This window comes from Polaromonas sp., from assembly GCF_016185115.1.
Classification (GTDB): Bacteria; Pseudomonadota; Gammaproteobacteria; order Burkholderiales; family Burkholderiaceae_C; genus Polaromonas.
The window spans coordinates 243,181-257,950 of sequence record NZ_JACPOF010000021.1; the positions used below are offsets into that span (position 1 = coordinate 243,181).

At 62.0% G+C, this 14,770-nt stretch carries 14 protein-coding genes; 7 read left to right on the top strand and 7 right to left on the bottom strand.

Going from position 1 to position 14,770, the window contains the following annotated elements; genetic code table 11:
* Positions 1-32: 32 nt before the first annotated feature.
* Both gatA and gatC read right to left on the bottom strand, forming a co-directional pair.
* Positions 33-1,517: an Asp-tRNA(Asn)/Glu-tRNA(Gln) amidotransferase subunit GatA gene (gene gatA / locus HYX42_RS16560; protein WP_293405017.1), complete on the bottom strand. Its 1,485-nt coding sequence runs from the start codon at positions 1,515-1,517 to the stop codon at positions 33-35.
* On the bottom strand, positions 1,514-1,813 hold the full coding sequence (gene gatC / locus HYX42_RS16565) for an Asp-tRNA(Asn)/Glu-tRNA(Gln) amidotransferase subunit GatC (RefSeq protein WP_293405019.1): 300 nt from the start codon (positions 1,811-1,813) through the stop codon (positions 1,514-1,516). Before gatC ends, gatA begins: the two co-directional genes overlap by 4 nt.
* A gap of 256 nt (positions 1,814-2,069) precedes the next feature.
* On the opposite strand from gatC, the gene HYX42_RS16570 reads away from it, so the two are divergent.
* From HYX42_RS16570 to mrdA, 4 genes are all read left to right on the top strand, one after another.
* Positions 2,070-3,113 carry a rod shape-determining protein gene (locus HYX42_RS16570; RefSeq protein ID WP_293405021.1) on the top strand — a complete coding sequence of 348 codons (1,044 nt, stop codon included), beginning with the start codon at positions 2,070-2,072 and terminating at the stop codon, positions 3,111-3,113.
* A 34-nt stretch (positions 3,114-3,147) separates the two neighbouring features.
* Positions 3,148-4,071 (top strand): rod shape-determining protein MreC, encoded by a 924-nt coding sequence (mreC, locus tag HYX42_RS16575; RefSeq protein ID WP_293405024.1) that lies wholly within the window; start codon positions 3,148-3,150, stop codon positions 4,069-4,071.
* Positions 4,072-4,090: 19 nt separating this feature from the next.
* Positions 4,091-4,609 (top strand): rod shape-determining protein MreD, encoded by a 519-nt coding sequence (mreD, locus tag HYX42_RS16580; RefSeq protein ID WP_293405026.1) that lies wholly within the window; start codon positions 4,091-4,093, stop codon positions 4,607-4,609.
* A 132-nt stretch (positions 4,610-4,741) separates the two neighbouring features.
* A complete protein-coding gene (mrdA, locus tag HYX42_RS16585) occupies positions 4,742-6,835 on the top strand; it encodes a penicillin-binding protein 2 (RefSeq protein ID WP_293405028.1) in 2,094 nt (697 codons plus the stop codon).
* Here mrdA and HYX42_RS16590 read toward each other — a convergent pair.
* The 5 genes from HYX42_RS16590 to HYX42_RS16610 all read right to left on the bottom strand — a co-directional run bounded on the left by HYX42_RS16590 (position 6,832) and on the right by HYX42_RS16610 (position 12,114).
* Positions 6,832-7,620 carry an ABC transporter ATP-binding protein gene (locus HYX42_RS16590; RefSeq protein ID WP_293405030.1) on the bottom strand — a complete coding sequence of 263 codons (789 nt, stop codon included), beginning with the start codon at positions 7,618-7,620 and terminating at the stop codon, positions 6,832-6,834. The genes mrdA and HYX42_RS16590 overlap by 4 nt on opposite strands.
* The gene (locus tag HYX42_RS16595; protein ID WP_293405032.1) at positions 7,617-9,251 is read right to left on the bottom strand and encodes an iron ABC transporter permease; all 1,635 of its coding nucleotides are present in this window, start codon (positions 9,249-9,251) and stop codon (positions 7,617-7,619) included. Before HYX42_RS16595 ends, HYX42_RS16590 begins: the two co-directional genes overlap by 4 nt.
* 61 nt (positions 9,252-9,312) lie before the next feature.
* A complete protein-coding gene (locus HYX42_RS16600) occupies positions 9,313-10,362 on the bottom strand; it encodes a Fe(3+) ABC transporter substrate-binding protein (protein ID WP_293405033.1) in 1,050 nt (349 codons plus the stop codon).
* A gap of 135 nt (positions 10,363-10,497) precedes the next feature.
* Complete coding sequence (locus HYX42_RS16605; protein ID WP_293405035.1) at positions 10,498-11,262, bottom strand: TSUP family transporter; 765 nt, start codon at positions 11,260-11,262, stop codon at positions 10,498-10,500.
* 474 nt (positions 11,263-11,736) lie between these two features.
* Positions 11,737-12,114 carry a hypothetical protein gene (locus HYX42_RS16610; RefSeq protein ID WP_293405465.1) on the bottom strand — a complete coding sequence of 126 codons (378 nt, stop codon included), beginning with the start codon at positions 12,112-12,114 and terminating at the stop codon, positions 11,737-11,739.
* Between HYX42_RS16610 and HYX42_RS16615 the strand changes: the two genes are divergently transcribed.
* From HYX42_RS16615 to HYX42_RS16625, 3 genes are all read left to right on the top strand, one after another.
* Positions 12,059-13,300 (top strand): ammonium transporter, encoded by a 1,242-nt coding sequence (locus tag HYX42_RS16615; RefSeq protein ID WP_293405448.1) that lies wholly within the window; start codon positions 12,059-12,061, stop codon positions 13,298-13,300. The two genes, HYX42_RS16610 and HYX42_RS16615, sit on opposite strands and share 56 nt — an antisense overlap.
* Before the next feature lie 49 nt (positions 13,301-13,349).
* Positions 13,350-13,808, top strand: coding sequence for a hypothetical protein (locus HYX42_RS16620; RefSeq protein WP_293405468.1), 459 nt, complete (start codon positions 13,350-13,352; stop codon positions 13,806-13,808).
* 183 nt (positions 13,809-13,991) lie between these two features.
* Positions 13,992-14,765, top strand: coding sequence for a crotonase/enoyl-CoA hydratase family protein (locus HYX42_RS16625; protein ID WP_293405036.1), 774 nt, complete (start codon positions 13,992-13,994; stop codon positions 14,763-14,765).
* Positions 14,766-14,770: the final 5 nt, after the last annotated feature.

The following is a 14,770-nucleotide window of genomic DNA, read 5'->3' on the forward strand; positions in this document are numbered from 1 at the left end:
CGATGGTTTGGGTCTGGCTCATGTCAAATCACTCAAATGCCCTGGGGCTTGCGCTGGTGCCAGTCGGTCGCCAGCTGGAACTGGTGGGCCGTGCCCAGCAGTTGCGCTTCCTTGAAGTAGTTGCCAATCAGCTGCAGGCCGACGGGCATGCCGTGTGCGCCCAAACCGGCAGGCACGCTCATGCCGGGCAGGCCCGCGAGGCTGGACGACAGCGTGTAGATGTCGGCCAGATAGTTGGCGACCGGGTCACTGGAATTTTCGCCAATCTTCCAGGCGACGGTAGGTGATACCGGGCCGGCAATGATGTCGCACTGCGTGAAGGCCTTCTGAAAATCCTCTGCAATCAGGCGGCGGATTTTTTGCGCCTTGAGGTAGTAGGCGTCGTAGTAGCCGTGTGACAGCACATAGGTGCCAATCATGATGCGGCGTGTGACCTCATCGCCAAAACCTTCGGAGCGCGACTTCTTGTACATGTCGGTCAGGCCGCTGTAGTTTGCAGCGCGGTGACCGTAACGTACGCCGTCAAAACGGCTCAGGTTGCTGCTGGCCTCGGCGGGTGCAATCACGTAGTACACGGGAATCGACAGTTCGGTCAGCGGCAAATCCACATCAACCAGCGTGGCGCCCAGCTTTTCAAATTCAGCCAGCGCGGCGCGCACGGCCTTGATGACGTCTTCTGCACAACCGGCTCCGAAAAACTGCTTTGGCAAGCCGATGCGCAGGCCCTTGAGCGGGATGGCGCTGCTGGCGTTGGTGGTCAAGCCGGCCGCGTAGTCGGTAACCGGAAGGTCCAGCGAGGTCGAGTCACGGTCCAGGTCGGGGCCGGCCATGGCGGAAAGCAGCAGGGCGCAATCCAGCGCGCTGCGTGCCATGGGGCCGGCCTGGTCCAGGCTGGAGGCATAAGCCACCATGCCGTAACGCGAACAACGACCGTAGGTGGGTTTGATACCAGTAATGCCTGTCAGTGATGCGGGCTGGCGAATCGAGCCACCGGTATCTGTGCCAGTGGCCGCAGGCGCCAGCCCGGCTGCGATGGCTGCTGCAGAGCCGCCCGATGAGCCGCCCGGAATGCGCGTGACATCCCAGGGGTTTTGCACCGGCTTGTACGCACTGTTTTCGTTGCCCGAGCCCATGGCGAATTCATCGCAGTTGAGTTTGCCCAGCGTGACCATGCCCGATGCTGCGAGCCTGCCGACGACGGTGGCGTCGAACGGGCTGCGGTAGTTCTCCAGCATTTTTGAGCCGGCGGTGGTCGGGAAGTCGCGGGTTACAAAAACGTCCTTGTGCGCCAGCGGCACGCCAAGCAAAGGAGTACGCTCGCCGGCAGCGATGCGCGCATCGGCGGCTTTGGCCTGAGCCAGTGATACATCGTTGTCTGTCGCGAGGAAGGCGCCCAGCGCGTCCTGTGCCTTGATGCGCGAGAGGAAGTGCTGCGTCACCTCGACGCTTGAGATCTCTTTGGCAGCCAGTTTTGCGGCGAGCTGCGCCACGCCCAGATCATGCAGGTTGGCGCTCATTCGATCACCCTGGGCACGAGAAACAGGCCACGTTCGACAGCCGGCGCACTGACCTGGCTGGCCTCGCGCTGGTTGGGCTCGCTGGCGATATCGTCGCGCAGGCGCAGGGCGACATCGCCCAGCACCGCCGCGGGATGTGCCAGCGGCTCGACGCCGTCGGTGTTGACGGCGTCCATCTGATCGACCAGCGTAAAAAAGCCGTTGAGCTGGGTCAGCACACGCTCGGTTTCGTCGGGGCGCAATTCAAGCCGGGCCAGATTGGCGACTCTTGCAATTTCCTGGGGTGTCAGTGCCATGAATAAATGAGCTGAAAAATCAAGCTGAAACGGGGTGTAAAGATGGGGCAATGCGCCTGATAATGGCCATTGGTGAAAAGGGGATGCGTTATTATCCCGCCTTTGGTGTGAAATCAGGGCGGGATGCACTCTTTAGGCGTTTTTTAAAGGCTTGAAACCTGTTTTCCAGTGTCCCCTTCCCTTACCAGTCATCGATCAATCATAAAAAGGCGATAGGGCAACGAAGTTTGCCCATGCCCCAACCGGACTTCTGAATATGTTTGAAGCATTCCGTCGGTATTTTTCAACCGACCTGGCTATTGACCTCGGCACTGCCAACACCCTGATTTATGTAAGAGACCGCGGCATCGTCCTTGACGAACCCTCAGTCGTCGCCATCCGCCACGAAGGAGGCCCGCAAGGCAAAAAAACCATACAGGCCGTGGGCCACGAAGCCAAGGCCATGCTGGGCAAGGTGCCCGGCAACATCGAGGCGATACGCCCGATGAAGGACGGCGTGATTGCCGACTTCACCGTCACCGAGCAGATGCTCAAGCAGTTCATCAAGATGGTTCACCCGCGCAGCTTCTTCAAGCCCAGCCCGCGCATCATCATTTGCGTGCCCTGCGGCTCCACCCAGGTCGAGCGCCGCGCGATTCGCGAGAGCGCGCTCGGCGCTGGCGCTTCCGACGTGTACCTGATCGAAGAGCCCATGGCGGCTGCCATTGGTGCCGGCCTGCCGGTGTCTGAAGCCAGCGGCTCCATGGTGGTGGATATCGGCGGTGGCACGACCGAAGTCGGCGTCATTTCCCTGGGTGGCATGGTCTACAAGGGCAGCGTCCGTGTGGGCGGCGACCGTTTCGACGAAGCCATCATCAACTACATACGCCGCAACTACGGCATGCTGATTGGCGAGCCCACTGCTGAAGCCATCAAGAAAAACATTGGTTCTGCCTTCCCTGGTTCTGAAGTCAAGGAAATGGAAGTCAAGGGCCGCAACCTTTCGGAAGGCGTGCCGCGGAGCTTCACGATTTCCAGCAATGAAATCCTCGAAGCCCTGACCGACCCGCTCAACAACATCGTCAGCGCCGTGAAGAACGCGCTTGAGCAGACGCCGCCTGAACTCGGCGCAGATATTGCCGACCGCGGCATGATGCTCACCGGCGGTGGCGCCCTGCTGCGCGACCTGGACCGCCTGCTCGCCGAGGAAACCGGCCTGCCGGTACTGGTGGCTGAAGAGCCGCTGACCTGTGTGGTGCGCGGTTGCGGCATGGCGCTGGAGCGTATGGACCGCCTTGGCTCCATCTTCACATCGGAATAATCCCGCCCCAGGTCTCCAACCGACCTGACGATTCATGCCTTTAGGAACCCTGGACAGATCGCCGCCATCCTTCTTCAAGCAGGGACCTTCGGCGCTGTCCAAGCTGATGTTCTTCAGCGCCCTGGCGCTGTTCCTGATGGTCGCCGACACACGTTTTCGCATCACGCAGCCGGTGCGTGCCGTGCTGGCTACGGCGCTTTACCCGGTGCAGTGGCTGGCCCTGCAACCCGTGCGTGCCGTGCGCGGTACCAGCGAATATTTCACCAGCCTGAGCCAGGCCAATTCGAGCAGCGAGGAAGCGCGCAAAAAACTCGCGCTGCAATCGCTGCGCGCCGGCCAGGTCGAACAGCTGCTGCAGGAAAACGACCGGCTGCGCAAACTGCTGGGGCTGCGCGAACAGCTGGCCACATCGGTGATGGCTGCCGAAGTTCTTTATGACGCTGCCGACCCATACACGCGCAAGGTCATCATCGGCAAGGGCATGCTGCAGGGCGTTGACCTCGGCTCGCCGGTGCTTGATGAAGCCGGTGTTCTGGGCCAGGTCACGCGCGTTCATCCCCTGGTCAGCGAGGTGACGCTGGTCAATGACCGCGACCTCGCCATTCCGGTGCTCAATGCACGTACAGGCGCACGAAGCGTTGCCTATGGGGATCCCTCTGCCGGCGGCAGCGGGCTTGAGCTTCGCTTCATGGGCAGCAATTCGGATGTGAAGGAAGGCGACCTGCTCACGACCAGCGGCGTCGACGGCGTTTACCCGCCCGGGCTGCCGGTGGCAAAAATCACCCGTATCGAGCGGCGTGCCGAATCTGCATTTGCAAAAATCTATTGCACCCCGCAGGCGCTTGTGACGGCAGCCCGCCATGTGATGGTGGTCAAGCCCGTGTCCGGCCAGATACCGCCAAGGCCGGAAGCCACGGCCGAGGCGCCGGTTGCCGGCAAAAAGGGTGCCGCCCGATGAGCATGAAAGGATTGACAACATGATCATGCGATCAGGCCAGCAACTGCTGTTGCCCGCCAACCCGGTGTTCATCTGGTGCAGCCTCATCGCGGCCCTGCTGCTTGACATGCTGCCGCTGGGGCGCACGCCCTGGATGCCGGACTTTCTGGCGCTGGTGCTGGTGTTCTGGAATGTGCACCAGCCGCTGCGCATAGGCATAGGCGTGGCCTTCATGTTCGGGCTGGGCATGGATGTGCACCAGTCCTCGCTGATGGGACAGCACGCGCTGTCGTACACGGCCCTGAGCTTTTTTGCGACCATGATCCACAGGCGCCTGCTGTGGTTTCCCGTCCCGTCACAGGCGCTGCAGGTGCTGCCGCTGTTTGCCATTGCACATGGCGTGGAAATCATCATCCGCATGGTGGGTGGCGGCATGTTTCCCGGCTGGCTGATCGTGCTGGCGCCGGTGCTTGAGGCCCTGCTCTGGCCGGTGGTGAGTGTGCTGCTGCTGGTGCCGCAGCGCCGCGCGCCCAATCCGGATGAGAATAGACCTTTATGAGCCCCCACGTTCGCTTACGGCATGTAGCTCTCTGCCCCTCGACGGGGTGGCCGAGCCTGCGGCCTGGCAGAGCCAGTTCCGCGGCCCCTGCTTGCATTGAAGGGAGTGCCGGCCGTGGAGGCACTTCGGATCATGACTGAGCTTCGCAATGTTGAAGCTGACCTGTCGCGCTTTCGTGCGCGTGTACTGGTGGCGAGCGTGGCTGTGCTGTTTGCGTTTTCGTTGCTGGGTGCGCGCCTGGTTTACCTGCAGGTCTATCGCCACGCCGACCTGAACGAGCAGGCCGAGAACAACCGGACGGCGGTGGTTCCCATCGTGCCGAATCGCGGGCTGATTCTTGACCGCAACGGCGTGGTGCTGGCCACCAACTACTCTGCCTATACGCTGGAAATCACGCCCTCCAGGGTCGATAACCTTGAGGAGACCATCGCTGCACTTGAGAAAGTCGTTGACATCCAGCTGCGCGACAAGCGCCGGTTCAAGCGCCTGCGCGAAGAATCCAAGAATTTCGAATCGCTGCCGATACGCACGCGCCTGACCGACGAAGAGGTCGCCCGGTTTGCTGCGCAGCGTTTCCGCTTTCCGGGGGTTGACATCAAGGCCCGGCTGTTTCGCAACTACCCCTATGGGGAGCTCGGCAGCCATGTGGTGGGTTATATCGGCCGCATCAACCAGACTGAAAAGGAAGCCATTGAAGAGGGCGACGACGAGGGCAATTACCGCGGCACCGACTACATAGGCAAGCTGGGTGTCGAGCAGAGTTTCGAGCAGCAATTGCATGGCACCACGGGCGTCGAGCAGGTTGAGACCTCGGCTGGCGGGCGTGCAGTGCGCAAGCTGGCCACCAACCCGGCGACCCCCGGTAACACCGTCATGCTGTCGCTGGACATCAAGCTGCAAAAGCTGGTGGAAGACATGTTCGGCGACAGGCGCGGCGCACTCGTGGCGCTGGACCCCAAGACCGGCGATGTCCTGGCCTTTGTCAGCAAGCCGACCTTTGACCCCAACCTGTTTGTGGATGGCATAGACACCGAGAGCTGGGAGTCGCTCAACGAGTCGATAGACAAGCCCTTGCTCAACCGTGCCTTGCGCGGCACTTACCCGCCGGGCTCCACCTACAAGCCCTTCATGGCCATGGCCGCCCTGCAGACCGGCGCCCGTTCACCGACCACGCTGATCAACGACCCGGGCTTCTACATGTTTGGCGGCCGGCGTTTTGGCAGCCCTGAAAACGAGAAGGGCGGCATCATGGACATGAACCGCGCCATCGTTGAGTCCAGCAACGTGTATTTCTATTCCCTGGCCAACGAGATGGGCGTGGACAGCATCCATGACTTCATGAAGCCGCTGGGTTTTGGCCAGACAACGGGCATAGACATCAACGGCGAAGTCCGCGGCATTTTGCCCAGCCAGGCCTGGAAGCGCGCCTACTTCAAAAAGCAGGAGCAGCAGAAGTGGTTTGCAGGCGAAACCATATCGCTGGGCATAGGCCAGGGCTACAACAGCTTCACCATGCTGCAGCTGGCACAGGCGACGGCCATCATTGCGAACAACGGCGTGAAGCACAAGCCTCGCCTGGTCATCGGCACGCAGGACCCGGTCACGCGTGTCATGCACCCGCTTCCGATGGCTCCTGCAGAAGATCTGGGTTACAAGCCTGAAAACGTGGCCATCATCCGCAAGGCGCTGCTCGGCGTGACCCAGGGCGGCACCTCGACGCGGGTCTTTGCCGGTGCGGGTTACCTCAGCGGCGGCAAGACCGGGACGGCACAGGCGGTGACCATGGCGGCCAAGGGCAAATACAACAGCGCCAAGATGGAAGAGCACCAGCGCGACCACGCTCTTTACATCGCCATGGCGCCTGCGGATGACCCGAAAATCGCGCTGGCCGTGATTGTGGAGAACGCGGGCTGGGGCGCGGGCGCTGCCGCACCCATTGCACGGCGCGTGTTTGACTACATGCTGATGGGCCTTTACCCCAGCGAGGAAGACATGGCTGCGGTGCAAAAGGGCATGGCCGCCGCACCCATTGGCAAGCCGCGTCGCGTTGCCGAGATGACGGCGCTTCTGCCAGCCGTCAATGGTGCGCCAGCGCCCGATGTGGTGAAGGCGGCAGCGCCGGCTGCCTCATCTGCCGCCGGGCAGCCCGCAACGGCTGTAGCGCGAGTTGCCGTGCCGGCGCCGCCCCAGGCCGTGGCCCGTCTCGCGTCGCCTGTACCGCGCTAGCAATTCGCTTGTGGACGCCGTTGATACGCGGCTTCACGCAGTGTTGTGAGGGTTTCGCGCCTTATGAAATCCCTTACAAAATCATCATGCGGGTGGTTGTGCAGGTTGTAGGGTGAATCCCATTGCCGTATTTTCCCCGCAGACATGATGCCTATTCTGTCGGCGATGGCAAAGGCTTCCGCCTGGTTGTGTGTGACCAGAATGGCCGTGTGCTGCGTCGCGCGCAGGATGTCCCGGACCTCGAAGGCCAGATGCTCACGCGTGTCAACGTCGAGGTTTGAAAACGGTTCATCCAGCAGCAGCAGTTCTGGCGCGGGGGCCAGTGCACGTGCCAGTGCGACGCGTTGCTGCTGCCCGCCAGAGAGTTCGTGCGGGTAGCTCCCGCCTGCCTCTGCAAGCGCCACCAGCTCAAGCATTTCGGCCACGCGCTTTTGTTGTGTGGCCCTGTCCTGGCGACGCAGGCCGAATGCCACGTTTTGCGCCACGGTCAGGTGGGGGAACAGCGCGTAGTCCTGGAACATCATGCCGACGCGGCGCAGCTCCGGTGCGACGACGCGGGAGGGTGAAGAAATCAGTACGCCGTCGAGTGAGATGCTGCCGCTGCGTACAGGTTCAAAGCCGGCGATGGCCCGCAGCACGGTGGATTTTCCGCAGCCCGATGCGCCCAGCAGGCAGCCGATGTCACCGCGCGCAAGGTCGAGTGAGAAATCCCTGACGACCTCGTGCAGGCCGTCCGGCATGTCGTAGGCAAGAAGCACTTTTTCAAGTGCAAGAAGAGTTGTCATCGGCCCATTTTCAGGTTGGTGCGTGCCAGCAGTATCACAGGAAGCAGCCCCGCAGCGACGATGGCGAGCGCGGCTACGGCGCCCTCTTCGTAACTGCCGCGCGCGGCATCTGCATAAAGCCAGGTGGCCAGCGTATCGAAATTCATGGGTCTGAGCAGCAGCGTTACTGGCAATTCTTTCATGGCATCGACAAACACCAGCAGCGCACTCGCTGCCAGCGCCGGACACAGCAGCGGCAGGTGTACGCGCCTCAATGTTCCAGCTGCGGTTTCACCGAGCAGCCTCGAGGCCTGCTCCAGCGATGGCGGGATGCGTGTCAGGCCGGCTTCAATGCCGCCCGATGAAATGGCCAGAAAACGTATCGCATAGGCAATCACCAGCGCGGTCATGGAACCCATGAGGAACAGGCCGCCGTGACCGGTAACAAACCCCCAGGCCCTGTCTATCATCAGCAAGGGCATAAGCAGGCCTATTGCCAGAACGGTGCCGGGCACTGCGTAGCCAAGGCCGGCAATGCGTGCGCAGGCGCGTGCGGGATCAAAGCCACTGCCCGAACGCAGCGTTCTTGCTGCCCATGCGACGGCCAGGCCGCACAGCAGGGTGAGTATGGTTGCAGCCGTCGCCAAGATCAGCGTATTGCGCAGCCCTGCAAGCAGTTGTGCGGACACACCGCCCGTCAGGTGCAGGCGCTTGAAGGTTTCTGAGACAAGGTAGGCGGCGGGCGCGCAAAAGCCAACGAAAACGGGCAGGGCGCCCAGTGTGAAAGCCAGGGCCGCCTGTGCGCCGTGCAGCCGCGTGGCCTGCATGGGCCGCATGCGCTGCGTGCCCGAGAAGCGCTGGCGCTTGCGGCCATGGCGCTCCAGCAGTATGAGGCCGACAACGATGATGAGCATGGCCAGCGCAATCTGCGCCGAACCACCGAGATCCGAGCGCGTGATCCAGGTGGTGTAGACCGCAACTGTCAGCGTCTGCACGCCCAGAAATTCGGAGGCGCCTATGTCGTTGAGTGTTTCCAGCAACGCCAGGCTCAGGCCCACGGCGATGGCCGGGCGCGCCATGGGCAGCACAACACGAAAGAAGGTTTCGCGGCGTGTGGCGCCCAGTGTGCGTGCGGCCTCCAGCAGGCTCGCCGCCTGACTCATGAACATGACACGGGTGCTCAGGTACACATAGGGGTAGAGCACAAAGCCGAGCACAAAGATCGCGCCCTGCAGCGAGCGCAAATCCGGCAGGCGAAACTGGCGCGGGTTGTCGTAACCCAGCAGTGCCCGCAGCGCTGTCTGGACCGGGCCTATCGGGTGCAGCAGGTCGAGGTAGGCATAAGCCACGATATAGGTGGGCACTGCCAGCGGCAGCAGCAATGCCCATGAGAGCATGCGGCGGCCCGGGAAGTCATAGGCCGTGACCAGCCAGGCGCTGCCCGTGCCCAGCAGCGCGGTCAGTGTGCCGACTCCGAGCAGCAGCAGCGCGGTGTTGGCGAGCGCCTGGGGCAATACATGGCTGGCCAGGTGCGCCCAGTGCGCTGTATCGGCCTGCAGGGCAAACCACACAAGCATGGCCAGCGGCGTCAGCACCATGAGGGCCAGCAAGGCAGCGGCCGGCAGCATGACGCTGCCGCCCCGCCATGACATCAGGAGGCGCAGAGGGCCCTCGTGCGGTCAGTGCGTCGGGCTTGCAGCGTGGGGAGCCGTCTCAATTGTCGAACCCGACCTTGTCCACCAGCTGGCTGGCCTGCTTGCGGTATCGGGCAATTTCTGCAACAGGCAGGGCATCCGTCTTCAGCGGGCCCAGGGCAGCCATGACAGGGTCGAGCGCCACGTTGGCGCGGATCGGGTACTCATAGTTGCCTTTGGCATACATGCTCTGGGCCGGCTCGGAGACCAGGAACTCGATCAGCTTGACGGCGTTGGCCCTGTTGGGCGCATTTTTGGCGACGGCTGCACCCGAGATATTGACGTGCGTGCCGCCGCCGCTTTTCACGGTGGCAAACGTCGGGCGTATCACCTTGATGGCGTCACCCCATTTGCGGCCGTCGCTGCCGGCAGCCGAGTTTTTCATCTGGCCCACATAGTAGGCATTGGCCACGCCGATATCGCAGATGCCGCCCAGGATGTCGCGCGCCACGTCACGGTCACCACCGCCAGCCTTGCGGCCCAGGTTGGCTTTCACGCCGCGCAGCCACTTTTCGGTTTCAGCTTCGCCATCATGCGCGATCTTGGCGGCGATCAGCGCCGTGTTGTAGGGGTGCTGGCCGGAGCGTATGCAGACCTTGCCCCTGTATTTCGGGTCGGCCAGGTCTTCGTAGGTGAGCTTGTCCAGTCTGGCGTCTTTCTGGACGTAGATCACGCGGTCGCGCTGCGACAGGGCAAACCACTGGCCGTTGGCGTCGCGCAGGTTGGCGGGCAGTGTCTTTTCAAGCACGGTGGACCGGACGGCTTGCGTCACGCCGCCGTCAACCAGATCGACAAGGTTGCCGATATCAACGGCCATGAGCACGTCTGCCGGAGAACGTGCGCCCTCTGCCCTGACACGCTCCAGCATGCCGTCCTTCAGGAAGACTGTATTGACCTTCACGCCGCTGTCCTTGCTGAACGCATCCAGCAGGGGCTGGATCAGGGCGGGTTCCCGCGTGGTGTAGAGGTTGACTTCTTCGGCGGCGAACGCCTGGCCGGCGAAAACCACGGCAGCTAACAGGGCGCAACTGCGCGAGAGGGCGGGTATGTAAATGGAAGCGGTGCGCATGAATCCTCTGAATGCTGGAGTAAAACCTGCCCACATTGTATTTTTGAATACGAATAGTTATCGTTTTGACCTGCAAAAGAATGGGATATTCGAAAGGGATATTCCTTTGCGAGGGGTTCACCCGCCCACATGCTTTCAGGCCTGGCGCAGGAAGGCGTCGAAGCCCGTTTTGAGGATCAGTGCGCTCACCACGAAGATGAACACCAGGCGCACAAAACCTGCGCCATGCTTGAGCGCCAGGCGCGTGCCCAGCAGGCTACCCACCACGTTGGCGACTGCCATGGTCAGCGCGAAGTGCCACCAGACATGGCCCTTGTACGCAAACAGGCCCAGCGCTGCAAGATTGGTCGCCGTGTTCAGGAGTTTGGCCGACGCCGACGCGTTCAGGAAGTCGTACCCCAGCCAGCGAACAAACAGGAAGACAAAAAAACTGCCTGTGCCCGGGCCGAAAAAGCCGTCATAAAAGCCCAGCACCAGCCCGATGCAACAGGCGGCCAGGGTTTCCGTCCGGCCGCTAAACCGCGGCGCGTGATGCCGCCCCATGTCTTTTTTCACCAGCGTGTACGCCAGCACGGCCACCAGCACAAAGGGCAGGGCCTTCCTCAAAAACCCGCCGGAAACCACCGTTACCAGCCACGCTCCGGCCAGTGAGCCGGCAAAACCGGCACCCGCCGCAGGCAGCAGGGCCGCCCAGCGCATATCGACACGGCGGGCAAATTGCGCGGTGGCGACGGCCGTGCCCCAAATAGAAGCGCCCTTGTTGACGCCAAAAAGGGTCGCGGGATGAGTGGTGGGAAATACCGCAAACAGGGCGGGCACCAGGATAAGACCACCACCGCCCACGATCGAGTCCACAAAACCGGCCATCAGCGAAGCGATGGAGACAATCAGCAATTCCATGGCCGGATTGTCTCACCCGCGTATCAGGCGCCAATCCAGGGTGCTGCGATATTGATAGCTGATTGCGCGTGTCGCATATGGTCTGCAAGGCTACAACCCGGGTCCCTGAACCCATCGGGAACAAAACAGACGGGCAAAAAAAAGCGCCGGGGTTTCCGGCGCTTTTTGACAGGATCTTTTGGAACCCCGCCTGTCTCGTTAATTCTGTTCTTGTCCAACTCAACTCTAAACTCTTGTGTCTCCTCGGCTCCTCGCTGAGAGCATTCCGACTCATCAGCAAGACACTGAATGTAGCTTGCGCACTGAGATAGTGCATTAGGATTTTCCCGCCCCCGGGAATCTACCAATCTCCGCCAAAGTGCGTTCCAGGCCTTGGCCTGACGGCTTCTCTCCTCTGCCAGACCATAGCGGGACAACGCACATACGGGAGCTCAGGCACCAGCTTTGAGCATCTGGCACGACTTATGCCTGTTGTTACCAATTGTTGGCTGATTTTCTGAAGAAAGGCGTGTGCTGTATGGCGATCAAACGGTCCATTGCAATGGGTATGTGTATCTGGATGGGGCTGGTCTTCCAGCAGGCTGGTGCCCAGACAGGCGTCAGTGTGGCTTCCACCCCGATGCCCGTTGCCAGCGCCGCAGCTTCGGCACCCGCGGCCCCGGCTGTCCCCGCAAGTGACGCCTCCGCGCCAGCTGCAGCTGCTGCCCCCGCCGCATCGGCTCCGGTTGCCGCCCCTGCGTCTGCGCCCGCTGTGGCGGCATCGGCCCCCGCACCTGCTCCCCTGACCCAGCCCGGAATGGTTGATGGTTCGACCATCAACGGCGCGGACACCGCCTGGATGATGACGTCCACGGCCCTGGTGCTGCTGATGACCTTGCCTGGCATTGCACTTTTCTACGGCGGCATGGTGCGCCGAAAAAGCGTGCTGAACGTCATGGCCTGCGTAGTTGTCATTTGTGCCATGGTCAGCATCCTGTGGTTCGCCATCGGCTATTCGCTGGCATTCACGCCTGGCAGCGGTGCCATGGGGCACTTCATTGGCGGCTTTGAGCGTGCGGGTTTTGCCGGCCTCGATTACGTCAAGGAAACCGGCAAGGTGGCCGTCAGTCATATCGCGCCCAATATTCCAGAGTCCGTCTATTCGATGTTCCAGCTGACGTTTGCCATCATCACGGCAGCGCTGGTGGTGGGCTCGTTTGTCGAGCGGATGCGGTTTTCTGCCGTCGTGATCTTCATGTCGCTGTGGACCGTCATCGTCTACGCACCGATTGCCCACTGGGTCTGGGAGCCCAACGGCTGGCTGGCGCGCCTGGGTGTGCTTGACTTCGCCGGCGGCTCCGTGGTCCACGTCAACGCTGGTATTGCCGGTCTGGTCTGTGCCTATGTGCTTGGCCCACGTCGCGGCTACGGCAGCGAACCTTTCACCCCCGTCAATCTGGGCCTCACCATGGCCGGCGCCGGCATGCTCTGGGTGGGCTGGTTCGGTTTCAACGCTGGCTCTGCCGTGGCATCCGATGGCCGTGCAGGCCTGGCCATGGCTGTCACGCACATCGCTGCAGCAGCAGGTGCGCTGTCCTGGATGGCCGCCGAGTGGATTGTCCGCCGCCGCCCTTCACTGCTGGGCCTGTGCTCGGGCCTTGTCGCCGGTCTTGTCGCCATCACGCCTGCCTCTGGTTTTGTGTCGCCTCGTGCGGCGCTCGTGATCGGGCTGGTGGCTGGTGCGGCCTGTTACTGGGGTGCCACCGGGCTCAAACGCCTGCTCAATGCCGATGATTCGCTCGATGTTTTTGGCGTCCACGGCGTGGGCGGCATTGTGGGATCGCTGCTCACCGGCGTGTTCGCCAGCAAGACCATCTCGGGTGCGGAGAGCAGCCTGCTGAATCAGTTCATCGGCACCGGTTCGGTGGCCCTGTACAGCCTTCTCATGACCGGCGTAGCACTCTGGATCACCTCGCTGATCGTCAGCCTGAGGGTGGGTGAAACCTCCGAGACGGACGGCCTTGATATTTCCCAGCATGCAGAGCGTCTGGGCGGCTAGGGTCAATACGCCCCAACGGGCCCCTATATGACGACGGAGGATCCACACCATGCCTTCCAGTGAAAAAATTGCGATTGCCGCTCACCTGCATGTACTGCTTCGCCGCAAGACGGGGCGGGTAACCGACACCGAGTGGATGGCCAGCAACGCCGAATACGCCGCCGAGATCACGCGTTTTGCGCGCGAGAAGGCCGTCGAAGATGGCCACGCCGACCTCGCCGCCTGGGCCGACAAGCTCGAAGAAATCATGGGTACGCCCGACCCCCGGCAGCGTGTGCCCCTGGTCAAAATGGTGACGGATGCGGTCAAGCATGCTGCGCCCGCAGTGCATGCCGCACCGGTGCCCGACAGGCAGAGCTCGCAGTCTGTCAATACCGAGGAAGAGGTCTATCCCGAATCGGGCTTTATCGAATCCACATTCGGTGTCATTTTTGGTGAGCACGATCCGAACAAGCCCAGGAAACCGGTCGATCCCAACGCTCCGCGTTACGTCAAGGGCCTGCGCTAGAGCCATGCATCCTCACCCCTGAAAACGGGGTTTGCCGAACAGCCTCCCGTCCCCGACGGCGAGGCTTTTTCTTTTGCTGCGAGGCCTGGAGCGTCCTAGGGTATATCCCTAAAAGAAGACATCTCTGAAGCGTTGTAATAGTTATTAAACATAACCATAATCGCCTCACCAATTCTTCCTGCCATGACCAAAAAAGACCTCCAGCTTGAGATGCACGGCGTCGTCGCCGTCATCCGCCTTTGCCGCCCCGCCAAACGCAATGCGCTCGGCGATGCCCTGATTCTTGCCCTGCGCGACCAGCTTGAAAACCTGCCCGCAGAGACCCGCGCAGCGGTGCTCTGCGGCGAGGGAGAGCACTTTTGCGCCGGGCTTGATTTGAGTGAACTTCAGGAGCGTGATGCCGGCCAGGGCCTGCACCATTCGCGCATGTGGCATGCCGCGCTTGAGCGTGTGCAGTACGGACCGGTGCCTGTGATTGCGGCGCTGCACGGCGCGGTTGTGGGCGGCGGGCTGGAACTGGCCAGCGCCTGCCATATACGTGTGGCCGATGCTTCCACCTTTTATGCGCTGCCCGAAGGTTCGCGCGGCATATTTGTTGGCGGCGGCGGCGCGGTGCGCATTCCGCGCCTGATAGGCGCAGCACGCATGACAGACATGATGCTGACCGGCCGTGTCTACAACGCCGAAGACGGTGAGCGCATAGGCCTGGCGCAATACCTGGTTCCCGCCGGCCAGGCTTTCGGCAAGGCCATGGAACTCGCAAAGCGCGTGGCTGACAACGCCCCGCTGACCAACTACGCGCTGATGCACGCCCTGCCGCGCATCGCAGAACAACCTGCAGACCAGGGCTTTTTCACCGAGGCGCTGATGGCCGCTGTCGCGCAAAGCGCGCCCGAAGCCAAGGAACGTGTGAAAGCCTTTCTTGACGGCAAGGCCGCCAAGGTCAAAAAAGACTGAAGCCA